Annotated in this window: 22 protein-coding genes and 1 pseudogene; 10 read left to right on the top strand and 13 right to left on the bottom strand. The window is 56.3% G+C overall.

The window, feature by feature from the left end:
• Positions 1–171 precede the first annotated feature (171 nt).
• From ACZ5KW_RS00175 to ACZ5KW_RS00160, 4 genes and pseudogenes are all read left to right on the top strand, one after another.
• A pseudogene (locus ACZ5KW_RS00175) lies at positions 172–878 on the top strand (IS5 family transposase).
• 290 nt (positions 879–1,168) lie between these two features.
• A complete protein-coding gene (locus ACZ5KW_RS00170) occupies positions 1,169–1,999 on the top strand; it encodes an IS5 family transposase (protein ID WP_464388554.1) in 831 nt (276 codons plus the stop codon).
• Positions 1,996–2,271: a HalOD1 output domain-containing protein gene (locus ACZ5KW_RS00165; protein WP_343777903.1), complete on the top strand. Its 276-nt coding sequence runs from the start codon at positions 1,996–1,998 to the stop codon at positions 2,269–2,271. The genes ACZ5KW_RS00170 and ACZ5KW_RS00165 overlap by 4 nt, the downstream gene beginning before the upstream one ends.
• A 198-nt stretch (positions 2,272–2,469) precedes the next feature.
• Positions 2,470–3,369 carry a hypothetical protein gene (locus tag ACZ5KW_RS00160; RefSeq protein ID WP_464388557.1) on the top strand — a complete coding sequence of 300 codons (900 nt, stop codon included), beginning with the start codon at positions 2,470–2,472 and terminating at the stop codon, positions 3,367–3,369.
• An 89-nt stretch (positions 3,370–3,458) separates the two neighbouring features.
• On the opposite strand, the gene ACZ5KW_RS00155 is transcribed toward ACZ5KW_RS00160, so the two are convergent.
• The 6 genes from ACZ5KW_RS00155 to ACZ5KW_RS00130 all read right to left on the bottom strand — a co-directional run bounded on the left by ACZ5KW_RS00155 (position 3,459) and on the right by ACZ5KW_RS00130 (position 8,155).
• Positions 3,459–3,611: a putative RiPP precursor gene (locus ACZ5KW_RS00155; RefSeq protein WP_343777906.1), complete on the bottom strand. Its 153-nt coding sequence runs from the start codon at positions 3,609–3,611 to the stop codon at positions 3,459–3,461.
• A 251-nt stretch (positions 3,612–3,862) separates the two neighbouring features.
• A complete protein-coding gene (locus ACZ5KW_RS00150; protein ID WP_343777907.1) occupies positions 3,863–4,018 on the bottom strand; it encodes a putative RiPP precursor in 156 nt (51 codons plus the stop codon).
• A 120-nt stretch (positions 4,019–4,138) separates the two neighbouring features.
• Positions 4,139–5,986 carry an asparagine synthase-related protein gene (locus ACZ5KW_RS00145; RefSeq protein WP_371153045.1) on the bottom strand — a complete coding sequence of 616 codons (1,848 nt, stop codon included), beginning with the start codon at positions 5,984–5,986 and terminating at the stop codon, positions 4,139–4,141.
• 62 nt (positions 5,987–6,048) lie between these two features.
• Positions 6,049–6,504: a lasso peptide biosynthesis B2 protein gene (locus ACZ5KW_RS00140; protein ID WP_343777910.1), complete on the bottom strand. Its 456-nt coding sequence runs from the start codon at positions 6,502–6,504 to the stop codon at positions 6,049–6,051.
• Between the two features lie 3 nt (positions 6,505–6,507).
• Positions 6,508–6,801, bottom strand: coding sequence for a PqqD family protein (locus tag ACZ5KW_RS00135; RefSeq protein WP_343777912.1), 294 nt, complete (start codon positions 6,799–6,801; stop codon positions 6,508–6,510).
• Positions 6,802–6,970: 169 nt separating this feature from the next.
• Complete coding sequence (locus ACZ5KW_RS00130) at positions 6,971–8,155, bottom strand: nucleotidyltransferase domain-containing protein (protein ID WP_343777913.1); 1,185 nt, start codon at positions 8,153–8,155, stop codon at positions 6,971–6,973.
• Between the two features lie 165 nt (positions 8,156–8,320).
• On the opposite strand from ACZ5KW_RS00130, the gene ACZ5KW_RS00125 reads away from it, so the two are divergent.
• Positions 8,321–10,177 carry an ABC transporter ATP-binding protein gene (locus ACZ5KW_RS00125; protein WP_343777915.1) on the top strand — a complete coding sequence of 619 codons (1,857 nt, stop codon included), beginning with the start codon at positions 8,321–8,323 and terminating at the stop codon, positions 10,175–10,177.
• 95 nt (positions 10,178–10,272) lie between these two features.
• Entirely contained in the window at positions 10,273–11,304 is a 1,032-nt protein-coding gene (locus tag ACZ5KW_RS00120) for a sensor histidine kinase (protein ID WP_343777917.1), read from the top strand.
• 80 nt (positions 11,305–11,384) lie between these two features.
• Here the strand turns inward: ACZ5KW_RS00120 and ACZ5KW_RS00115 are convergent, their stop codons facing one another.
• From ACZ5KW_RS00115 to ACZ5KW_RS00105, 3 genes are all read right to left on the bottom strand, one after another.
• Positions 11,385–12,485, bottom strand: a complete 1,101-nt coding sequence (locus ACZ5KW_RS00115; RefSeq protein WP_464388556.1) for a glycosyltransferase family 2 protein — start codon at positions 12,483–12,485, stop codon at positions 11,385–11,387.
• A 593-nt stretch (positions 12,486–13,078) separates the two neighbouring features.
• Positions 13,079–14,002, bottom strand: a complete 924-nt coding sequence (locus ACZ5KW_RS00110) for an NAD-dependent epimerase/dehydratase family protein (RefSeq protein ID WP_343777921.1) — start codon at positions 14,000–14,002, stop codon at positions 13,079–13,081.
• A gap of 584 nt (positions 14,003–14,586) precedes the next feature.
• Positions 14,587–15,558 carry a phosphoadenosine phosphosulfate reductase family protein gene (locus ACZ5KW_RS00105; protein ID WP_343777922.1) on the bottom strand — a complete coding sequence of 324 codons (972 nt, stop codon included), beginning with the start codon at positions 15,556–15,558 and terminating at the stop codon, positions 14,587–14,589.
• 99 nt (positions 15,559–15,657) lie between these two features.
• On the opposite strand from ACZ5KW_RS00105, the gene ACZ5KW_RS00100 reads away from it, so the two are divergent.
• The 3 genes from ACZ5KW_RS00100 (at position 15,658) to ACZ5KW_RS00090 (ending at position 19,451) form a co-directional block, all read left to right on the top strand.
• On the top strand, positions 15,658–16,779 hold the full coding sequence (locus ACZ5KW_RS00100; protein WP_343777924.1) for an inorganic phosphate transporter: 1,122 nt from the start codon (positions 15,658–15,660) through the stop codon (positions 16,777–16,779).
• Positions 16,780–16,860: 81 nt separating this feature from the next.
• Positions 16,861–18,207 (top strand): alkaline phosphatase family protein, encoded by a 1,347-nt coding sequence (locus ACZ5KW_RS00095; RefSeq protein WP_343777926.1) that lies wholly within the window; start codon positions 16,861–16,863, stop codon positions 18,205–18,207.
• 479 nt (positions 18,208–18,686) lie between these two features.
• On the top strand, positions 18,687–19,451 hold the full coding sequence (locus ACZ5KW_RS00090) for a DUF8073 domain-containing protein (protein ID WP_343777928.1): 765 nt from the start codon (positions 18,687–18,689) through the stop codon (positions 19,449–19,451).
• Positions 19,452–19,796: 345 nt separating this feature from the next.
• Here the strand turns inward: ACZ5KW_RS00090 and ACZ5KW_RS00085 are convergent, their stop codons facing one another.
• Together ACZ5KW_RS00085 and ACZ5KW_RS00080 are read right to left on the bottom strand one after the other, a co-directional pair.
• Positions 19,797–20,729: an SDR family NAD(P)-dependent oxidoreductase gene (locus tag ACZ5KW_RS00085; protein WP_343777930.1), complete on the bottom strand. Its 933-nt coding sequence runs from the start codon at positions 20,727–20,729 to the stop codon at positions 19,797–19,799.
• Positions 20,730–20,801: 72 nt separating this feature from the next.
• Entirely contained in the window at positions 20,802–21,224 is a 423-nt protein-coding gene (locus ACZ5KW_RS00080; RefSeq protein WP_343777931.1) for an NUDIX hydrolase, read from the bottom strand.
• 635 nt (positions 21,225–21,859) lie between these two features.
• Here ACZ5KW_RS00080 and ACZ5KW_RS00075 point away from each other — a divergent pair.
• The gene (locus tag ACZ5KW_RS00075; RefSeq protein WP_343777932.1) at positions 21,860–22,141 is read left to right on the top strand and encodes a helix-turn-helix transcriptional regulator; all 282 of its coding nucleotides are present in this window, start codon (positions 21,860–21,862) and stop codon (positions 22,139–22,141) included.
• 602 nt (positions 22,142–22,743) lie between these two features.
• On the opposite strand, the gene ACZ5KW_RS00070 is transcribed toward ACZ5KW_RS00075, so the two are convergent.
• On the bottom strand, positions 22,744–22,992 hold the full coding sequence (locus ACZ5KW_RS00070; protein ID WP_343777934.1) for a hypothetical protein: 249 nt from the start codon (positions 22,990–22,992) through the stop codon (positions 22,744–22,746).
• Positions 22,989–23,141, bottom strand: coding sequence for a hypothetical protein (locus ACZ5KW_RS00065; protein WP_442490326.1), 153 nt, complete (start codon positions 23,139–23,141; stop codon positions 22,989–22,991). The genes ACZ5KW_RS00070 and ACZ5KW_RS00065 overlap by 4 nt, the downstream gene beginning before the upstream one ends.
• Positions 23,142–23,350: the final 209 nt, after the last annotated feature.

Below are 23,350 nucleotides of genomic sequence, written 5' to 3'. Positions count from 1 at the left end.
CGCCCGGTCCGGCGCAGTATTGACCCAGAAGCGAAACGGGCCTCCTTATGTGATTCGTACGCATGTGATGGACGCGAGCGAACCCCGCCAGCCTCAGCAAACAATAGTAAAAAAATCCCGGCTCTGTTGAAATACTCAGGGATTTACATGTTCACCATATAATTCGACGAGATGAAGTCTCTCCCGGAGTCGCAGATTCTCCGGTTTACTGAGAAGGCGATTCATCTGGCGCGTCGAGCTGTCTCTCAATACTCCTCAAAGTTCGGAAGAACACGACCTATCGTGGTCTGCTTGATGAACTGATTGAAATGTTACGCGTCCATCGTGTTCCCAGGGTAACCGAGCTTCCTACTGCTTCAACGCTCTGTCAGGCGTTCAACCGGCTTGATATGGCTGTGTGGCGTATCATTTTGACACCCTCAGCGACGTCACTTCCGACAAGCGGAGTTGCTGGTGTTGATGCGTCGGGGTTCGACCGTAGTCACGCTTCGAAACACTACACGAAACATGCTGAACTCACGATTCACCAGCTCAAGGTGATGTTGCTAGTCGATGCGAAGGTGAACGCAAGTCTCGATCTCCACGTGACGACGACTCGAAAACACGATAGCCAGATCGCTCCGTCGTTGATCAAGCGCAGCCCCGGGTGTACCGATATTCTCCTCGGAGACAAAGGCTACGACGATCAGAAGATCAAACGGCTCGCCCGGCAACACGGGGTTCGACCACTGATTAAGCATCGTGAGTTCACGTCACTCCACAAGGTATGGAACGCGCGCTTAGACGCTGATCTCTACGGTCAACCGAGTCAATCCGAGACTGTGAACTCAACGCTCAGGCGAAAGTACGGTGCGTCCGTCCGCTCACGATGATGGTAGAGACAGTTCCGTGAACTCACCATTGCTTGACTCATTCGTAGTGTAGACCGATCACTCTGAGCTGTTAATACAGATGAAGCACAGATCGCTCAGTACAGGGTACTCACGAACTGCTCGGTATAGTCCACATGTTGTTATCAGACACACAGTTGCGAAAAAAGTCATTTATCTTATATTCTCTGCTGACAGAGGTGTCCAATGACGATATGTGTGAGACTGCTCTGTTGAATCCGCAGAAGGCGACAGGATAGCGTCGCTCTGAAGGTGGAAGCGAAGCGGAAGAGCCGAATGTGTCCAAACTACTCTTCCGCTTCGTTAAACAAGCCGCGTCGCTGGCTCAAAAGCGCTGTGCTGCCAGTCCAACGGCGGTGAGTGATCCGACTGGCCACGGATTTCCCGGCTGGAAGCATGTCACGCTCCACTTTTTGCGGGTTCACATGGATGCGACGTACCGCGAAATTGTGGATTGGGCGAGTGAGATGGATCGCGTTCGTGGTCTGTTACAGCTGGCGCGGACGGCATTTCCCGCACCCTCAACGCTGTACCGGTCGTTTGAGAGGGTGCCAATGTCGATATGGCGTGAGTTCCTTCGTGAGTCCGCGAACATCTGCGATCCGGGCTCGCACGGTGCCATCGATGCCACATTCTTCGACCGCGAAACGGCATCGAGACACTACCAACACCGCTCGGATCGCCACATACGCACGCTTAAAACGACGGCACTCGTCGATACGGACTCGTGTGCCATTCTCGATCTTCACTGCTCGGCACACTGGCCTCACGACACACAAACTGGCCGTCGAGTCGCCCTTCGTAACACCGAGAAAATCGAGAGTCTCGCCGGCGACAAAGGCTATGACGACCAATCTCTCCGGGACGCCCTCCGATCAGAGGGCGTCCGACCCCTGCTGCGTCACCGGTTGTTCGCTGCGTACGATCACGCGCACAACGCACGGTTGGACAGCGGGCTATACGGCCAGCGCTGGATGGCCGAGACTGCCTTTTCGGCCATCAAGCGTCGATTCGGCCCCGCTGTCCACCCTCGCGCTTGGTACCGCGAGTTCCGCGAGCTCGTGTTGACCGCCGCAGTCTACAACCTCGAACAGGCTCTCAAACAGTGATCCCCACGCCGTCATCGGATTCAACAAAGCAGTGTGAGACTGTAACCACGTCTATTGTTGAATCGATTGCTGACCACAAAGGCATCGACTCAGGTGAGTTGGATATTGTACTTGCGGATTATATTGAACCGGATGCTGTGAAACAACTCGCAAGACACAGCGACAACAGCTGGAGGCTTCAATTTGAACTATCAACACATCGCGTGACTGTAAGGGGTGATGGTGGAGTCCTCGTCGATGGGCAACTCGAACACAATTGGGTGTCCGATTGAGCCATAGGCAGCTCTCATCGACCGGCTGTTTCAGGCGAAAGTATATCTGAAGAATAGGATTTCAACAGAGCCAACAACCCACAACGGTCACGGATAACTGAGTCCTGACGGCTTCGTCGTTTGAGCGCGTGAGTAATCCGTGGCAAACACCCACACTTACATTGGCGCCGGCCGATCACATGGTTGACGATAATCAAAATGTATCGTTACTCCGCGTACGATCTGCGACTTCGATCTGAGTTCGAGCTACCGGAACTCTCAGAGATCGACTTGGATGAAGCTGAACCGGACGTTGAGATCGTTCGAGGGGCCGTCGAACACGTGCCGGAGAACGTGGAGGGGACCGGTGGACGCCGGATCACCGCTGCTCCGGAGGCCGTCCGATTAACGTACGACTCTATCGGATCGTTCCTGGTCGAAGGGGGAACCCGAATCGTATGTGACCCAGTAGATACGAATGCGGGGGAGAGAGAGTTCTTCCGACGACTGATAGAAAACGAACTACTCGGTCTCGTACTCTACCAGCGCGATCACCTCGTGCTTCACGGGAGCGCCGTCTCGGTAGATGGTCAAGCGGTGATATTCATCGGTCCGAGAGGGGCGGGTAAATCCACCACTGCTGCGGCGTTCGGCGCCGAGGGCCACTCCGTGCTAGAAGATGATGTCGTCGCGATTCGTTTTAACGATAACGGGCCGATAGTGGTTCCCGGAGTTCCACAGCTCCGGTTAAAATCGGACGCGGCAGCAGCCCTCGACGTCCAACAAACGACGAAACCATCGGAAGAGTCGTGGTACGAAAAACATCTCCTTCATGTCGAGACGACCTCGGAACCGGTCCCGTTACGAGGCTGTTATCTCTTGGTAGATGGAGAAACGTGCGCGTTCGACTCGGTCCCGGTTCGTGAGCAGATTCTGAGCCTGATCGCACAGACACACGCTCGCGGACTCCTCTCAGACACCAATCGCTCGCCGATTCATTTCGACCAGTGTTCACGGTTTATCGAAGCCGTTCCAGTCCGCAAGTTGAAACGACCACGCGACCATCGACGATTACAATCAGCCGTTGATTTAGTCGTTAAAGACGTGAAAAATGCTTGAAATATGAGAAAGAGAGACTGAGTCAGCGGCAGACATCAGATGAAAGTTGGTTTCGGAACGATACTTTTGTTGGTCACACTTGACCGGCCTCAAGGGGCGTCTATTACCGACCCCACAATCTGGCCGTTGGTGTCGTCAGTGTACTGGTCTTCGCTTAATCCATCCTTGTTGAGGTCTTGAGTGACAACTTCTACCGACCCGTACTCAGTGACCTCGGGTGAGCCGTATTGTTGCCCAGACATCACGATACATACACTGCTTTGATATTATTTATAATTGTGGGCAAAAGGCGGTAAGTGTAGATTCGCTCCATCGTACAACATGACATCGCAATACACCAAGTTCGCCATCCGTGGCCGCTGATAGAAGGGAGGATTTACATTACCGGTTTCGGGCGCGATCTGTTCCAGTAGATAGGCGCGAAATCGAGTAAAATATACAAAACCGTGTCAGGCCGAGAGACACGGTTTCAGACTGAGTTTCGGAGAACTCCTTACGCCGGGACGATCGACCCGACTAGGGGAGTGGTTTCACTGTACTGGTCCGTCTCGTTACCTTCCTTGTTCGACTGTTCGGTTATCGCTTCAACTGACCCGTACTCCGTAACACGGGGGGAGTCGTAACGATTTGTGGACTGGTTGTCAGCCATCACCAAAGTATGGTACACTGTCATTAACTTAAAAGTGGTGAATATATATCTGACGCCGGTGAGACGATTCTTCAACCTCATTGAGTGTACAACGATGAATAAGGTGAAATATGATAGATATCAGCCATGTGGGGTAACAGGCGGCCCGTGTGAAGTTTTCGAGTCGACATCGCCGAGAGTTTCGAGCCAGTTGGTGAGCGAAAGCATCCGGAACAGCGCCCGAACGTCGTGAGTGTCCGCCTCGTCGGGGAATCTACTGAATGCCGCCTGAAGCTCGGTCGTGTTCAGATACGGTTCCAGTTCGGTCGGATCCGCGATCGCTCGTTCGAGGTCGGCCCGCTCGAGTGACAGCGAGTTTTCGACGGCCTCGCTCATGTCGGTCTTCCACTGACGAGTTCTGATTTTCTCTGGGAGGATATCAGAAAGCGAGCGGCGGACGATCGAGCGCGTCCATCCGTCTGATAGCTGCTGGGACGGTGGCATCGCGAGAGAAAATTCAACGAGCCGCTTATCTGTGAACGGGTAGCGAGGTTCGAGTCCGAAGGCGGCGAACGCGAGGTCGGTCGTCTCCAGACTCGCCGGTATCATTCCGTACAGCAACGACCGACGCTGCCGACGCCGGGCCGTCTCCCTGAGGACGGATCCCTCGTCACCGGCGTCCCGGAGTCGGTCCTGAAGGGCGACTCGATCGACGAATTCGGGATCAAGAGTCGGATTATCAGGCTCGTAAACGCCTCCGTATCCGTGAAATCTCGAATAGACGTGTCGCACCGCGTCCGGAACGAGCGGCTTCACCGCGTGGTGGAAAAGGACCCGGTGCGGAGCCACGTCAAGCATTTCGGCCATCGCGCGCGTCTCGCGACGGAGGTGCCGCCACCGCCCCGTGCGGAGTAACTCCGCGAAGAGCCCGAGTCCGTAGCCGGTCGCGCTGTCTCCGAGCGCACCTTCGAGCAGTACATCGACTCCCTCCCTATCGGCACGCTTGACGCGTTCCCAGATAGCGTGGTGCATCGTGTCATGTGGCGGGAGATCGTAGTGGTCGAACATCTGCTCTCGGTCCTCGAAGAGTCCGACATCGTCGAGGAAAACGTAGTGTGGAGAGAAACCCGGCTTCGTTGTGACCGACTCGATGAACTCCCGCTCGTCGGCCGACGGAATCTCGTCGTACACGTTCGAAAACGTGTGAAGCGGCTCCTGGGTCGAAAGCAGTTCCCGGGTTGTGACCGTGATCGACGAAGAGTCGAGCCCGCCGCTGAGCGAGGTACCAACGGTCCCACTCGACCGGAGGCGGCAGTCGACCGCCTGTTCGAACAGCTCGCGGAACCGGCGTTCGTAGGCCGCGTCCGATTCGAGCGTGACGGTCCGCGTCGGATCGAGGTCCCAGTACTGCCATTCGTCAACGCTGTCTGTACGAACCGTCGTCGCGTGTGCGGGAGGGAGCCGGCGCAGCGACTGGTAGTACGCGCGCTCCTTGTCGTGAAACGTGCCTTCGAGGAAGTCCCCGATCTTCACCTCGTCGACTGCCGGAGAAACGAACGGGAGCGCGAGGAGCGCTTTCATTTCGGAAGCGGCAGCGAACACCTCATCGCCCGGGTAAACGTAGAATGGTTTGACGCCGAACCTGTCGCGCGCACAGAATGCGACTCCGTCGTTTGCGTCCCAGATGACGAAGGCGAACGACCCGATCAGGTGCTCCGAGCAGCGTGTCCCCCACCGCCGGTACGCCGCCAACAACAAGTGGCTGTCCGGGACTTGTCCACGCTCGTCGGTGATGTCGAGCGTCTCGAACAGTTCCGCGCGATTGTCGAGTCGGACGTCACCAGCGACAGTGAGGCTTCCGTCCCTGTACGGTTGGTCGTCGAACCGGGACTCGGGCGTCGACTGAAGTTGCTGGTGGCCGAGTGCAACGCCGTCGTCGTACCAGGCTCCGCTTCCGTCGGGTCCGCGATGACTGATAGTGGACAGCATCGTGCGAAGGTCGTCAGGGGCGTACTCACCGCCGCCGCGATCGAACAGCGCAACAAACCCACTCATACTCGATCCACCATCTCTAACGAGGGAAGCGGCTCGTACCGGGACAGATTCTCTAGGTCACCAATCAACACATCGTCTCGGAGTTCGAGCCAACTGTGTGCCTTCATTTCGGTGTCCGTCGCCTTTGTAACGCCAATCCTGTGTTCCGGCGTGAAGCCGTAGAGCCGAAGCAGGGCTTCTGCGGTCAACGAACGCATCAAACAGGTGCGATCCCCGGGGACTTGACGGTCCGCCGCGTCGACGGCCGAGACGACCCGCTCGGCAGCGGGATTACCGGGAACGAACAGGGAGGCCGGGCCACACAATCGTAATAGGGAGTGTCTAATCCGAGAGAACGACCCGATTATGAACCCGATAGAAACCGAAACGAGCAGTAGGGCCGAGAGAGCTACTCTCAGCTGATCGCCGGGGCGTGACGACAGAAAAGCCCGGAAAGTGCGGTATCGTCTCATATATTATGATGTGTCGAGCCGGACGAGGTCCTTCTCAGCGAGGTCGACGAGCAGATCCTCAACGTCGCTTCGGCAGTGACTGTATTCCACGTCGTAGTTCTCAGCAACTGTCCGGCAGAGCTCCTCGACCGATCGTGGCTCTTCGAGCAGTTCCCAGACGAATGTCGCGACCTCGTTGAGCCCGTAATACTTCCCGATGTCCTGATGGAGGATCACCGTCTCACCGTCGATCGTCGTTGAGAGGGCGCTCTCGACGGCAACTGCCGTTGTCGACGTCGGCAACGTGTTTGAACTCATATTGGACTTGTGAGAGGTATTTCGTGGAGTATAATAAATCCCGAGACCGTCTGTAGGTCGACCGATCAGTTGACGCCGGATTATGTTTAAAACAACCATTTAAGTGATGTTTAACGTTCAACGTCGGACTGATCCACGGGAGATCATCAAATATCACGCGGAAGCGGTGCTATCGACGCGCGATCCGTTTGATCGTGCTGACACAAAGGTGACAAGGTCGAGTGAGATAGTACAGTCGGTGGAATCGAGGGGGGAGCGGGAGCCACTGGTAATCAGCCTTTCGCGGTGCCAGAACTTCGTTGACGGCGTCGGTAACCGATCCCCGCAAGTTGTCGTTCAGGAATGCCGCGGTCGTGATTGGTTCCAAAAACGTCAGGTCCGCCATCGGGTCTGCCCGTAGCATGGCAACGGTTCGGCGCGCGCCCACAGAACACAGTCGCGACGACTCCAGTTCAGATCGGACCGGATCCGGAACTGACAGTCCGGTTAGCTCGGTGACGACGGAGACTCCGTACAGCACTGCGTTCAACCAGTGATACTGCCTTGCTCGCGTCGTCACCGCCTCCCAGTCGATCTCTCGTTCGCCGGCCAGTACCAAGGCGACATCGTACACCCACGAGAGTTGTCGCCAGCCGTGTTTGGTGCCATGAACGAGCAGCAGCAAGGCGCGGTCCTCGGGAGAGAGGGCCGGAACAGTGCGTCCGGCAAGGTCGGTCGGAGTCCGACGGTCCAGGAGGTCTGCGAAGATGCTGTGGTCCGATCTGCGTCCACCGATGAAACCGAACCGAAGCTCGACGGGGAGACCGCCGTCGCGATCGACGAACCGGAATTCTTTCCCCCAGCGGAACACCGTTCCGTTGACGAGCGTCTCGACAGGTATATCGGAGAAGTTTGTCCGTTCGTAACCGTGCCGTTCGAGTAGCTCCGCGGCTGAACGAACATCATCTGGGGCGACGAGTAGGTCAAGATCACCGAACGACCGGTCTCCGATAGACCCGTACGCCGCTTCTGCTAGGATCGGGCCTTTATACGGAGTTGCTTCGATGTCGTTCGATTCGAACAGGTCGATGATGTCACACAGTTGTCTACTATGCCGGAGGTTTTCGATCGAGTTCCGGCGGTGCTGAGCGTCCAGCGTTTCGTCGATAGATCGGGGATGGTCCACCGCCACGCTTTCAAGTGTCCGTCGGAGGGGTGAGTGGAGACGGTGCCGCGAAGCGAGTTCGAGTATTACCTCCCAATCCGGAAGATCGTTGCCGATTTCTCGGAGTCGATCCGCTACCGCGTCCGGGTCGCCGACCCGTTCAAGAAGTCCGAATACGAACTCCGTCTCGGAAGTCGGTGTCTCTGTCATCAGTCTATATTACAGATTCAGTGCGTACGAGCACCCGTGAGCGGTGTCAGAGATGTGAACAAGGAATTTTCCGTTCATTGCTCTTGACCGTGCGCGAACCATACACAGTCGAGGTATCCCGGTGCGAACGTGACAGACATCTCACGTCAGTAGTTGTTTGTACTAATGATAAACGTTCTCCAAGATTGGAACGAACGTGTGGCCGGAGAATACTTCTACCATCCCGTCGTCATATTGAGGTATATGGAGGTTACTGCTCGCAAAAAGTTGTCCGCAGTCCGCGATGCCGCGCAGTTTCGTCCTCGACTCGGGGTTGTAATCGTCGTCTTGAGTCTCATAACGGCGCTTCTCGAAGGTATCGGCCTGGGATTCCTGCTCCCGATCATCGAGATTACGCAGTCATCAACGGCACCGAGTGACACGGAAGGTCTCCTCGGAACGTTCGTGCGTATATATTCGCTCATCGGACTACCGTTCACACTCGAGTATCTCATTCTCGGCGTGGGCGGCGTCATGGGCGTGCGATTCGGATTGAGCTTCCTCACAGCGTGGCTCCGAGCGATCCTCGGACGCGGATATCAGCGTCACCTACGCAAGGAACTGTTCGATGCGCTGATGTACGGACCGATAGAGTACATCGATCGCCACGGGTCAGACGACCTGTTGAACAGCCTAGTCACAGAGACGAACCGGTCTGCCGGGATCGCCATGGCAGTGTTCAACCTCGTCGAAATACTGTTACGAGGAACGATTTACTTACTCGTCGCCGCGGTGCTGGCGCCGATGCTGACGTTGATTGCCGTCGTCGCCCTAGGAACGAGCACACTGGCCGTGAGATACGGGCTCGAACCCGCGTACACGGCCGGGGATGACGTCGCGGATGCCAACGAGCGATTCCAAACGATCGCACAGACGAGCACCCAGGGAATGCGAGACGTTCGCCTGTTCAATATGCGTCCGTCGTTGGTCGATCGAATGCAGAATGTGTTGGATGACTACGTTCGTGACAGCGTCAGGTTACAGCGGAACCAAGCCGGATTAAAAAACCTCAACCAGTTCACGAACGCAGTTGTCGTCTTCGGCCTCGTCTACGTCGGATTTCAGTACACTCCGCTCTCGTTAGGAGAACTCGGCGTCTTCCTTTTTGCCGTCTTTCGACTATCACCGGTCGTTAACCGGATCAATACGATGACCTATCAGCTGGACGGTCAGCTTCCACACTTCCTCCGCGTACAGTCCCGGATACAAGACCTGCGTGAGATGGAAGTTCCGGACGCAGGCGGTGACAAGCCCGTTAGTGCCGTTCAGGAGGTCACGTTTGACACCGTCTCGTTCGCCTACGAAGACGAACGAGTGCTCGACGGTGTTTCATTTAGCGTCAAAAAGGGAGAGAAGATTGCCCTTGTTGGCCCGTCAGGTGCTGGAAAGTCAACAATCGTCTCGTTGTTAGGTCGGCTTCAGACGCCGGACTCAGGTGGAATTCTTGGGGAGGATACTCCGATCAACGAGTTCGACATCGGACAGTGGCGCGAGCGACTCGCAGTCGTCCGCCAAGACCCGTTCCTGTTCGACGACACCCTCATCGAAAACGTGAAAATCGGCAATCAGGACGCGACGCGTCGGGAAGTCGAGCGGGCGTGCGAGATTGCGCAGGTGACCGAGTTCCTCTCGGAACTCCCGGACGGATACGACACGGAACTCGGCGAGGACGGGACGCGGCTCTCGGGGGGCCAGAAACAGCGGGTCGCCATCGCACGAGCCCTGCTCAAGGACGCCGACGTCCTCGTCCTCGACGAGGCGACGAGCGAGCTCGATTCGAACATCGAACGCGACGTGTACGAGGGGATCAGCGACCGAGAAAGCGAGTACGCGACGATCAGTATCGCCCACGATCTGTCGACAATCGACGACGCGGACCGGATATACACACTCGTCGACGGAAGCATCACGGAGGACGGGACCCACGAGCAACTCCTATCTGACGACGGAACATACGCGGAGCTGTACGCCACACAGACGTAGCAAGCGAATCAAAAACAAACAAAAAGTTTGACAAATGTTACACAAAAAATGCGTTTATTCGGTACACTCATCAGACTGTACACAGAGCAACGAGTATGTGTAGTATTACCACAGATCAGAGTATTCCACTCGATGCGATTCCGTTACGGCCAGACAGCGTTCTCACGCTCGTTGACGATGACGGCATAATCAAGTACAGTAACGCCTCAGTGGAACGTGTCCTCGAGTACGACCGAGACGAGTTGGTAGGCGAGCACTTCACGGGACACATACACCCGGACGACTGTGACCGGGTATCTGAGATGCTTCAAGCGCTTACTAAAGAACAGAATCAGAACAATAAGTCAGTCGAGTACCGACATAGGAAGAGGGACGGAACGTACGAGCGGCTCAAATCTGTCGGGTCGCCGCAGCCAGTCGCTGAGGGATGGTACCTGATACGTACGAGCGAGGCCGCAGATCAGGGGAAGACTGACGCGGACATTGAGGCGAGAGAGGAATTCGACAAGTTTGCCAAGGTGGTGAGTCACGACCTCAGAAATCCGCTAAACGTGGCCTCAGGTCACGTCGAGCTGCTGTACAATGACATAGCCGACCAAGACGTAGACTACCGTCAGCGGCTCAAGAAAGTGATGTGTGCTCACGATCGGATGGAAACGCTCATTGAGAACCTCTTGACGCTAGCCCGAAGTGGAAAAGAGATCAATGCCGCACAGTGGATAGCGTTCGATTCGTTGTGTCAGCGGTGTTGGCAGAACGTGTCGACTGCGAACGCACAGCTCGTTATCAAGTTCGACGGAGAAGTCCGAGCCGATCCGTCTCGGCTCCAACAGCTCGTCGAAAACCTCATTCGGAACGCCATCGAACACGGCGGAGAGGATGTAACGGTGACGATCGGCGAGACAGGCGACGGTGACGCATTTTACGTCGCCGACGACGGTACAGGGATTCCAGAAGCGATGGAGGATCAGGTGTTCCAAAACGGTTTCTCAACGGTTTCCGACGGAACCGGATTCGGTCTCGCGATCGTGAGCGAGATCGCTGACGCACACGGGTGGAAGGTTGAGGTGGCGGAGAGTCAGAACGGCGGCGCTAGATTCGATGTCACTAACGTTGACATCCGATAACACGCCTAGCGATACAGCAGAGCTGAACGACAGCCGGAAAACGAGGATAGCGGAGTGTACCGAATGCCGTCGATCGCTCGCTAGGCCGCTGAAACCGTGTCGTCGACCGCGCTCATGAAGAACGCGTTGAACACGGTTTGAACGCCGAGAATCATCACCGTGAGCGCGATAACGTGGCCAGGGGTCGCAGCAAAGAGGGCGATACTGCCCGTGGCCCACTGGATCGCACCCCAAGTGAGATACAGCGCGCCGACCGTGAACGCGGCCAAGCCGACCGTCGAAAGCCGTTCGAGGTTCATCCGGCGGATGACGGTCTCGGTGACGACGTCGTTGGGTCGCTGGATCGGATCGCTCGCCAGGGTGGCGAAGACGCCCATGTTCGCGGCCTGGTACCCGACAAGCACGAGCAACGAGCCGGTGATCGCTGCCGTGGTTCCGAGTGAGACGCCGCCGAGCGTGACACCGGTAGTTCCGGATAGCAACAGCGAGACCCCGGCGAGCCCGAGAACGGCGCCGGGGAGCGAAAACAGATAGTTCGGTGCGTTCAACAGCATGAACCGGACGTGCCGCCACCCGTCGCGGAAGCTCTCTAAGGTGGCTTCGCCCTCGCGTTCGTGATACGTGATCGGGATTTCTTTAATCGTAAGATCTCGCGCGCCCGCGTCCATGATCATCTCAGAAGCGAACTCCATCCCTGTCGTCTCAAGATCGAGGTCGTCGAGGACGTCGGCGTGAAACGCCCGGAATCCGGAGTGTGCGTCGCTTACACCCGCGCCGTAGAACACGTTCAGGAACTTCGTCAACAGCGGGTTCCCGACGTATTCGTGGAGTGCCGGCATAGCGCCGTCCTTGATGTCGCCCTCCAAGCGGCTCCCCATGACCATGTCGGCGTCGCCCTCAACGACTTGTTCCAGTAGTCGCGGGAACTGTTCGAAGTCGTACGTGGTGTCGGCGTCACCGATAATGATGTATTCGCCGCGACAACGCGCGAAGGCGTACCGATAGGCGTAGCCGTAGCCGGGTTCATCGGGCTCGACGACGACTGCGCCCTCTTCTCGCGCAATGTCGGGAGTACGGTCCGTCGAGTCGTCGCTGATAACGACTTCTGTGCGATACCCTGACTGGCGGACCGCAGCTTTGACGAGGTCGATACATTCAGCGACGCCTTCCTCCTCGTTCATTGTTGGCATGACGACGCTGACCGTCGGGTCCACGTCGGCGTCTGGCCCGACAAGAAGCGACTCCGGCTCCCCGGGCTGCTGTACTGGGTCTACTGACTGCGTTCCTCGTGCGTCTGTCGACGTCATTACCTTGGTTTAGTTGCTGCTGCGTTCGTGACACATGGGAGCGGCGCCGTCAGCCGGTATCGGGAGCGTGTCCACCGCCGGTCGGATCGGCTTTTATTGGTCCAATCACAGGCGAACGGGTCACAGTCCATGCGAGTCTATCACTATGGTATCTGCCAAGACTTGTATAAAAATATTTGTAATAAACCAACCAATCTGTTGGTATGTGCCGGATATATAATCTACTAGACTGCTATTTGGACAAATATGGAGTAACTAATCGGTGATGCGACGACGACAGCTGTTGGCCGTGGTTGTCGTGGTCACGATGGGAGCTACGAGAATTGAAGTCATATCTGTCGCTGGATACGGTGCGGGTGGCGGGTACGGAGAAGGCGGGTACGGAGTGTGATACAACCGCGACGAGCGGTTTGTAGTCCAGTCCCGGTCAGCAACGTTATCGGTGAGTAAGAAGGGGACAGTAGAGGCTACTGCGTGACGAGATACGGTTCACAGACGCGGTGGACGCCCTCCTCGAACGGGATCCGGGGCTCCCAGCCCGTTCCCTCGCGGATCCGGGAGATGTCGGCACACGTGTCGTGGACGTAATTGTTCAGCGGGATCGGTTCGTACTCGGGTTCGACAGAAGTACCGAGCACGTCGTTGATCAGCTCGACCATCTCGTTGAACGAGTACGGGTCGCCGGTGCCGAGGTTGTACACGCCCGCGAGGTCGTGGTCCGCGGCCGCCTCGAGCCCGCGAACGATGTCGTCGACGTGGGTGAAATCGCGGGTCTGGGAGCCGTCGCCCCATAGCACCGGTGATTCGCCGGCCGCGATCTTGTCCGCGAACTGCGAGACAGTGTTCGCGTACTCGCCTTTGTGTTCCTCGTTACCATTGTACCCCTGATAGACGGAGAAGAACCGCATACCGGCGAGCGAGAGTCCGTCGTAGAAGTTGTTGTAGTACTCGGCGTATCGCTCGCGGCCGAGCATCGACGCGTCGTAGCCGGTCGCCGCGTCGAGGTCCATATCCTCGGGGCTCGGCTCAGTCCGGCTGCCGTACGCCGATGAGGTCGAGGCGTACACAATCGTCTCACAGCCGTCTTCGTACGCCTGTTCGACGACGTTTACGAACCCCTCGATGTTGACGCGGGCGCCCTCGCGCGGGTTCTCCTCGAGCATCTGCCGGGAGGAGAGTGCGGCGAGATGGAAGACGACATCGACATCCGTCGGTAGTCCCTCGTCGAGCACGTCCGCCTCGACGTACTCGACGCCTTGGTCGAGGTTGGCGGGCGTTCCGAGGTAGCCGTTATCGAGGGCGACGACATCGTTATCTAACGCGAGGGTATTCGCGAGGTTCGAACCGATGAATCCTGCTCCGCCGGTGACGAGAACGCGGTGATTTTCCATACACGTTACGCAGTACGCTACCGGGCATAAAAATCTAGTGCGCTCAACGGCGTTGACCGGCGGTATTGGCGACCGTGAGGGTGACTGAAGATCGTCCATTGCGCCTGCGCGAGTGGTGGGTTCACAATCGTGTTGGCGAACACGTCGGTTTGTACCTCGTTCGTCGGCTGATTATTACGCCAAATAAAAGACCAGATGTTAGAAACATCCGCACATACAAGATAAACAACCATTACAGACATAGTGGCGTAAACTAGTGTGAACCGTTAGCAACTGTTCGCTGTCTAACTGACTCATAGTCATTACGGTTATACCGATGTAAATGTAGGATTGTAAACTGAACGAGATGGGAAAAACGGCGTTCGCTTCGGCCAGTATGGGTAACGACCGAGGGGGCTACCGGTTCAAACGGCGGATCGGACAAGGGACACGGATCCGCTGGAACGGGTCGCGAGTTCGGGGTCAGCTCACGGTCCCGATACGGCCGTTTGTGTGGCCCGACAAGTGTCAACGAGTACGGCACCAATTACTCCACAGAGAGAGGTGTAAGACGGGAGAAGGTCGACCGCTGGCGGGGAGCCAGGTTACATGTAGCCGAGATCGCGCAGCCGCTCCATCAGGTCCTCTTTGTCCTGGGCACGTCCGGCTCGTTCGGTCGTGTTCTGTAGGTCCTGCTTCCATGCGGGGACGCTCTCAGTTTTTTCCGTACTGACTTCGCTGCCGAGCGATCGGAAGCCGGCGAAGTACTTCGGCGAGATGGGAATCTCGGCCTGACTGACGCCGTCCGGAAGGTCGTCGTCGGTGTCGGGGACGTACCCGTCGTCGGGGAACGCTGCGACCGTATCGGGGACGACGTAGCTCCAGAACACGTCCCAGACGTCCGCCTCGTCGAACTGAAGAATCGGCTGGATCCTGTCGTGCGGTGGGTAGATCTCTGGGTCATGCCGCGGCGAGAAGAACGTCTCGTCAGCGCGTGCGTCCTGTTCGTCCCACCGGATCCCCGAAATGACGCCGTCGATGTCGTACTCCTCCAAGGCGTCGTTCAGGGCGACTGTCTTCAGTAGGTGGTTACCGACGTACGTGTCGAGGAGAAACGGGAACGTGTCCTCCTCGTATTCGAGGATGTCTCGAACGTGGTGTTTGTTGTGGTCCGAAAGGGCCGACACCGGAATCTCGTCGCCGGGCGTGAGCCCGTGTTTCTCGGCGTACGCGCCGACGTCCTCGTTGCGCGCGAACACGAGGTCGATATCCCATTCATTGGCCCAGTGTGAGACGAAGTCGATGATCTCGTCGAAGTGCTGGTAGTGGTCGATGAAGACCGCGGTGGGCTTTTCGTAACCGTACTTCTCAGCGACTTGGTTGATGAAGTACAGCGTGAGCGTGGAGTCTTTCCCCCCGGTCCACATCACCGCGGGGTTGTCGTACTCCTCGAGCCCGGTCTTGGTGACCTCGATCGCCTTCTCGATTTTGTGCTGGAGCGACGGATAGTCGGCCGGATCTTCGCCTTCACCGTCGGTGTACGATACGTCGACGTCCGTCGGCGTGTCGGCTGCCATACGACCGGTGATTTCACCGAAATAAAAAGAGTCTTTCCGTGTTTGAACACTCACATGTAACCCCAATTTTTACGCGTTTAGACAGAAGATAGGAACACAATGAATGATCTGTTGATTGGTGGAGTGTTTCTCGCTACGTTTGTTGGAATAAATATCGGGGGATCATCGACTGGTGTGGCGTTCGGACCAGCGATCGGCGCAAACGCGGTGACGCGGGTCGGTGCCGGCGTGTTGATGAGCGTAAGCGCGATCATCGGCGGGTGGACTGTCGGTCGCAACGTCGTGACGACCGTGGGGAACGATATCGTCGCGGCCCCCGTGTTTAGCCTCTCGGCCGGATTCGTCGTGTTAGCGTGTATCGGCATGACGCTGCTCGTCGCGAACGTTCTCGGGATCCCTACGTCAACGTCGATGGTCGCGGTTGGCGCGATGGTCGGGATGGGGATTGGCAGCGTCGGCGTGAAGTGGGAGGTACTCGTTCGGATCGCTCGGTGGTGGATCGTTGCGCCGGTGATCGCGTTCGGGACAGCGGCAGCGATCGGCCGGTGGAAGTATGACGAGATTGCGGCGCGCGTCGGGGTCACCGAGCCGACGACGAGTCCGGTGACGCTGGATTGGACGGACGGGAAGCCGAGGCTCCAAGTCGCTGACGGCGCGACGCGTTCGGACGTCGTCTCGACGGTGCTGCTCCTGGTGATCGCGTGTTACATGGGCTTTTCCGCGGGGGCAAGCAACGTCGCGAACGCCGTGGCGCCGCTCGTCGGTAGCGGGGTGGTCTCACTCGATATCGCACTCCTTGTCGCGGTCGGGGCCATCTCGTTTGGCGCCTTCACGATCGCCCGCCGAACCATGGCGACAGTCGGGAGCGACCTAACCGACTTACCGATGACGGCCGCCGTCGTCGTGGCGGTCATCGGTGCGACGATCACGACCGGCCTATCGTACCTCGGGATTCCGGCCAGTCTCGCGTTATCGACGGTAACGGCGATCATCGGGTTGGGATGGGGGCGGGCGCAACGGGGAAAATCGAGAGTCGCGCCATCGCCGCCGGCCACTCGTGAAGAGACGGTTCGGTGCGAGAAGCCACCCTCCTACGCAGTTCACCCCTCGGCGGTGACGCTGTTCCGCGGCTCGATGGTCGCACGAGTTCTCGCTGTGTGGATGATCGCGCCGCTCGCAGCCGGGACGGCAGCTCTTGCCCTCACGGTCTCGGTATTATAAATCCGTAAGCCGTGCGCGCGGCGGAGTGAAATACCTGACACATACACAAGACTATTTATTACCGGGTCTATGGCTTGCGGTATGGGACTTTTCGATAAACTCGGGGGCGGCTCGGACGAGCGTGTGGTTTTTCTCGGGATCGACGGCGTACCGTACGGGCTTATTGAGGAACATCCCGATGTATTTCCGAACCTCACTGAGATTGCCGAATCTGGGAGCGGCGGACAGATTTCGAGTATCGTCCCGCCCGAATCGAGCGCCTGCTGGCCGACGTTGACCACCGGAACGAACCCTGGGAAGACTGGTGTCTACGGATTTCAAGACCGTAGCTCGGGGAGTTATGACACGTACGTGCCGATGGGAAGCCACGTCAACGGCCCGCGTGTGTGGGACTTGGTGACGGACGAGGGGCGAGACGCGTCTGTGTTTAACGTCCCGGTGACGTTCCCGCCGTCCTCGCGGATTCAGCGACACGTGTCCGGCTTCTTGTCGCCCTCGGTCGAGGAGGCGTCCAGCGACGCCGACATCCAACGGGCTATCGAGGGGTTCGGGTATCAGGTCGACGTGAACGCGAAGCTCGGACATGACGACGACAAGTCGGCGTTCATCGCCGACGCCGAAAAGACGATTTCCGCCCGACACAAGACTTTCCGGCATTTCCTACAAAAAGACGATTGGGACCTCTTTTTCGGGGTGTACATGACCACGGACCGGGTGAACCACTTCCTGTTTGGCGATTACGCGACCGATGGAGAGTACGCCGACGAGTTCCTCGAGTTCTATCAGACCCTCGACGCGTACATCGGCGAGATTCGGCAGCTGATCGACCCAGAGACGACCTTGATCGTCGCGTCCGATCACGGGTTCACTCACCTGACGCACGAAGTGTACCTCAACAAGTGGCTCGAAGAAGATGGCTGGCTCGAATACGCGACCGAAGACCACGAGGAACTGGGAGACATCGACGAAGCGACGCGGGCGTATTCGCTAATTCCCGGCCGTCTCTTCTTGAACATGGAAGGGCGGGAACCAGACGGAGCGGTTCCGAAAACCGAGTACGAGAGCGTCCGTAACGACCTCATCGCCGACCTCGAATCGCTAACGGGGCCAGACGGGCGTCAGGTCTGTCGGAAGATCGTTCGCGGTGAGGACGCGTTCAGTGGTGACAATACGGATATCGCTCCGGATCTGGTTGTGATTCCAGCAGACGGCTACGATCTGAAGGCCGGATTCACCGACAAAGATGAGGTGTTTGCGACGGGGCCTCGAAACGGAATGCACAAGTTTGAGAATGCGTGTCTGTTTTCGACGAGCGCGGATCTTGATCTGACGGACGTCGATCTGCTCGATATCGCCCCGACAATCCTAGACCTGATGGACATCGACGCCGATACTGAGCGATTAGACGGGACATCGTTGGTCGCGTAAGTCGTGAAAATCGCACTCAGACCGCTCAAGAATGAGAGTGATAGCAACAAGATCAGACGGAACATGAGACCTAACAGGTTGTATCGAATACGACGAACGATCAGGGTAACGTTCCGAAACTCGCGAGAGAGATGTTTTGTACCCGAAGTATTATACAATAAGACGAGAGATATGGAGAACATGGCCGAAAAAGCAGATGTCCCGCGTTGTAAATGCGGCAAAGTGCTAGGCCGGGGGATCTCTGCGCGGAGCCTCTGCGCCGAGTGCCGCTTACAGAAGGAGACACCGCGATAAGAGATGTCACACGCGTCGGCCGAGTACCGTCAGTCGGTGTGCCACTCGCCAGTGGCCGCAACCCGACCGTTTCGTGCGACCGAAGTACCGAGCCCCGATGCCGCCGCCAAGGGGACACGTCGCGGCTTCCAGCGTCTGTGTCGGAGTCGACAGACCCTCATACGTCCTCGAGAGTGGTCAAAAAGATGAGTGGAGACGGCAGCGAAAAGCAACTCGGCACCCTTGCTTCGATAACGGCAGGGATCGAGGCGACACGGACGGAGATCAGGAGCGTCGGGATTCAGACCAGCAGCGAGCTGTATGAGGCGCAGGTGCGTCTCGCGATTCCGTTAGATCGGGTAAACAACCTCGACAGGGCTCGTATCGATGCCGACAACGCTGAGTTCGTCGAGAACGAGCTCCAGTGGGAGATGACAATAGAGATCGAAAGTGTTGGCCAAACAAATCTCGAGACATCACGGTCAGTGTCAGGGGTCCGAGGCGGGAGAGAAGACCCTGTAGATGCGGACACAGGGCCGACAGACGGAACCAAAACGCAGGCGCCCACACCTCCGGTTAACAACGAAGGGCAAAACGGCGATACAGAAGACGCCAAGACGCCACCGACAGTAACAGTCGGGTCCCAATCAAAAACTGAGCCGAATGGCGAGAAAGCAGGAGACTCCGAGGTGCACGACGAGATCCCGGAGTATCAGGATCCGGAGCGACTCGCGGCCGTGTATGATGAAAACGCGACGTTTGAGGAAATGCGAAAAAAACTCGGTGTCGACGTGACGGCACAGACAGTCCGTAAGTATATGATAAAACACGGGATCCACGAGCCGGAGCCGCGACCCGATCGGTTGCTTGAGACGATCCGCGCATCCGAACTTGAACTCATGAACAGCGACGAGGACCGGCGGCCGAGTGAGTCGGATGAGGCGACAAATACGGACGGAAAATCGAAATGAAGTAACTTGAGCTCGTGTTGTTGTTGCGGGTGGCGCAGATAGGTCCAAAGCGCAGCAAAATACCAGTATCTGTGGAAAAAACAGATATTCTGCCCATTTGTGTTCATAAAAGCAAAGTTTACTAGTGATACAAAGCACGGGATAGCGTATGCCAAGTGAACTGTTCAGGCAAGTGTTCTTACTACTAATCGGGTTGATCGTTGGGGCCACGCTAGTAAGCTTCTTCAATACACAGACAGATCTGATGGTTAGTTGGTGTCTCATATTAACCGCCCACAGAGACAGTTATCAGCGGCAGAGAGAAGAGTTGGTGGCAGTCAACGTGTTCCGGTAACGCAACTCGCGCTAAGTCATCTCCGAGACGAGTTCTTGAGTCGCACGGCGAACCGACTCGTGGCTCGACAGTGACGGTTCCCAGCCGAGAGCTGAGAGCTTTTCAATCGAGAGCCGCATTTTCGGGACATCACCCGTCCAACCGCGGTCTCCACCCGTGTGCGAGTACGTCGGATCGAGGTCCAACTCGTCGGCGACGATATCCGCGATTTCCGTGACCGAGGTTGTCGCGCGAGTGCCGAGATTATACGTGTTAAGATCACCGGAGGAGGTTTCGATAACATGTTGGATCGCGTCGACGCACTCGGTGACGTGGAGGTAGGATTTCTCCTGCCGGCCGTTACCCAAGATCGTTAGTTCGGACGGGTCGTCAATTAGCTTCTCAATGAAGTCCGGAATCACGTTCCCGCGCTGGTGTGGACCGACGATATTCGCGAACCGAAACACCCAGACCGTGAAATCATATGAGTGCGCGTACGTCGAGAGCAACGCTTCGTCGGCCAGTTTCGATGACCCGTAGATAGAGATGGGTTCCAGCGGCGCGTAGTCTTCCGGCGTCGGTCGAGGAGCCTCTCCGTACACCGTCGAGGACGAGGTGAACGCGATGTTCGAGACGCCGACGTCCTCCATCCGTTCGAGAACGTTGTACGTCATCTCAGTGTTCTCTTCGAACAGCTTCCGGTCTTCGTCGTAGTTCGTATCCGTGTACGCCGCGAAATGAAACACGATATCGATCGCTTCAGTCAGGACCTGCGCGACAGCTTGCGGATCAGTGAGATCTGCTTGGATGAACTCAGCGCCGTCAGGAACTCTCGCTCGGTCACCTTTCGAGAGATCGTCGACAACCCGTACTGACGCCCCGTTCGCTACGAGTTCGGTCGCGAGATGGCTACCAATGAGCCCTGCGCCACCCGTGACAAGCACAGTCGCGTCTGCGAGTTCCATATTATCGAGTCGGAACAAGCCGATAAATAAGTTTGGAGGTTGTCACAAGCAGCGCCGCGGCGGATGCGTAGTTCACATATCCAACACGGGCTTCGTCGTCATTTCCTCACAGGACAGTTGTATCGCCTTGGCTTGTGCACGAGAGAGCTTATGCGCAGCTTCAGACGAGGTCACCCACATGAAATCCGTATGTTCCTGGCTTAGTTTGACGCGTCGTTGGTTAGTGTTAGAAACGTAGTAGACCCCGAATCGGTCGTTGTTCTGATCGTTAATCCAAGAGTTAGCGAGTAGAATGTCTTCAATATCGATTGAGAGTGAGGTTTCTTCGTGAACCTCGCGACGCAGTCCTTCTGAAACGCCTTCGTATGAGCTTAGTCGGCCACCAGGCAGTTCCCAGTTATTATCTGAATTACGTTGAAGTATGAGAATGTCATCAGAAGAATCGAAGATCACACTACGAACACTCACGCTGGGCTTCAGAAGCTGTTCAGTCATAGCTTTTTTCATGGGAACAACCACATATAAAGATTTGTTTTGTATAGCAGTCCACGCGCGACGGTAATCAAATACAACGAGTCATTCAACATCACCGTACATTAGTGATAGTCGCGTCAGTGAGGCGCCTGTGATGGTTATACGAACAGTTATTGAGAAATATGACGACTTCTAGTACATTATTGTATTATTATTTGTTCACGTAAAACGGGTTATCTCGATCGCTGTTATTATGTTCGCTTGGTAATTGAATATTAATATTTTTATTTTTCTGTGGATATGTTAACGTTCTTTTATTTAGAGCGGGTGAAAGTATTGCCTATAGATAAAAACCGACATAAGTATAGAGCCGACGAATACATCTCATCACCAATTCGTAAACTAAACGATCTGTAGAGATATTTTAGCTTTTTTCGAGTCTATCATTATAATTTACAAAATTCAACAAGCTAATACGAAAACACATTATCGTCTTTTCCCTATACATATTAAATACTACATTATATTCTAAAGATATTTAGTTTGATATAATTCGGAGCACAGCTTTGGTGTGAATCGGTGATGGTGCGGTGACAGAGTGGTTCACAGCCATTTTATTAATTGTGTTATTTTACTCATGGCAACTGGATTGGTGTATGAACGATCTAACAGGGTTTCAGCGCGATACGTTATACGTGATCGCCGGGCTTGATGATCCGCATGGACTCGCAATAAAAGACGAACTAGAGGAGTACTACGCGAGCGAGATCAACCCCGGACAACTGTACCCGAACCTCGACGCCCTGATCGAGAAAGGGCTCGTCGAGAAGAGTCAAAAAGATGGTCGAACAAACGAGTATGCGTTAGCTCACAAGGGGACTCGCGAGATAGAGGAACGAACCAAATGGAAGAGTGACTACATTGAAATCGACGGCTAGGTGGTGAATCGAGTGGCGGCAACAGCGAAACAATCGCGACCTCCTCCCTACCCTACTCGCTCGCCGCGTTCATAGCCCGCACCTTGAACAGGGGGCCTTAGCGCCTATTTTCAGGAGAGGGGTAAGGAAGATATCACGGTGGATTTTCTTCGTCATTGGCCCCCTCGAATGCTCTGTAGGTACAGTCGTATCGTCACCGCTGGAGATACGCGCGTCACAAGGCTGGTCTCAGACACAGCAATACATGACAATTCGACGGGACGGCTTGGAGCATCAGTGGTGAATGGGAATGGCGGCGCAGTGCATTAGGTTTCTGATGGCAGTCGAACCGAATATTTCGGTCTCGGTCATCGATGTTGCGGCGTAGTTTCGGGTGAGACTCCATCGGAGGTCAATCCGCGCGGTTGACGCCGCTCCGACCCCGTCCGATAGTTCACCTGAGAGTGTTTGTGAGTTGAGCTGGTTGTTTAATGACGCCGCCTGGACCAGCAACTCAAACCACAAACAGGTCTCGTATTTTCCGTAGGGGCCCGGCATCGATAGGGCCAAATGCCTCAGACTGTTCGTCTGGTTTGATATGGTGAGGGGGTCTCAGTCGTCAGTCAGACGACAATGGATGTATCGCCGGTGCCAACGTCATTTCTGTCCGTGCCTGTAAGGTGACCAGTTTGACTTACCTCACCAATTGCGAGGGGTGCTTGTGCGAGCGCGAGTTTGCGTCGGGTCGTTTGCCATTCTGTGAGGAGCGCCCCGTAGTCGCTGTCAGCGTCGTCGATGTCCAGCTCCCAGGCGAACTCTTCGGATGAATCAACCCCGTTTCCTTCGGGCCACGCCTGAATCTGTGTCTTCATATCAGCGATGCCGGACGCGTCTCCTCGGGTGTCCGTTCCGCGAGTAGCGACTGGGCGTGTTCAGTGACGATAGCCGTTTCCGACCGTCGGTAGTGCGTCGTCTGACCCTCTTGCGTCTCTATCACCTCTCCGGCGCTCTCAGGCGTCAGCAGGTGCTTTCGCGCCGTGGTTGGTGAGACGTGGGCACGCTCCGTATTTGTGCTACAGACAACGGATCGTACACTCGTTCAGATGGCGTCGTCTTCTCAACCCACTCCTCTTCGACGACGTCGGTCACGTCTCGGTGTTCGGCGCCGCCATCCAAGCTCACTCGGTGGAGCGGGGACGGCTCATCGGACATTACCTGCCTGATCCAGGG

The organism is Halorubrum ejinorense, assembly GCF_055389685.1.
Note: the sequence above shows the minus strand (reverse complement) of the source record. Positions and strands in the feature narration are given on the sequence as shown.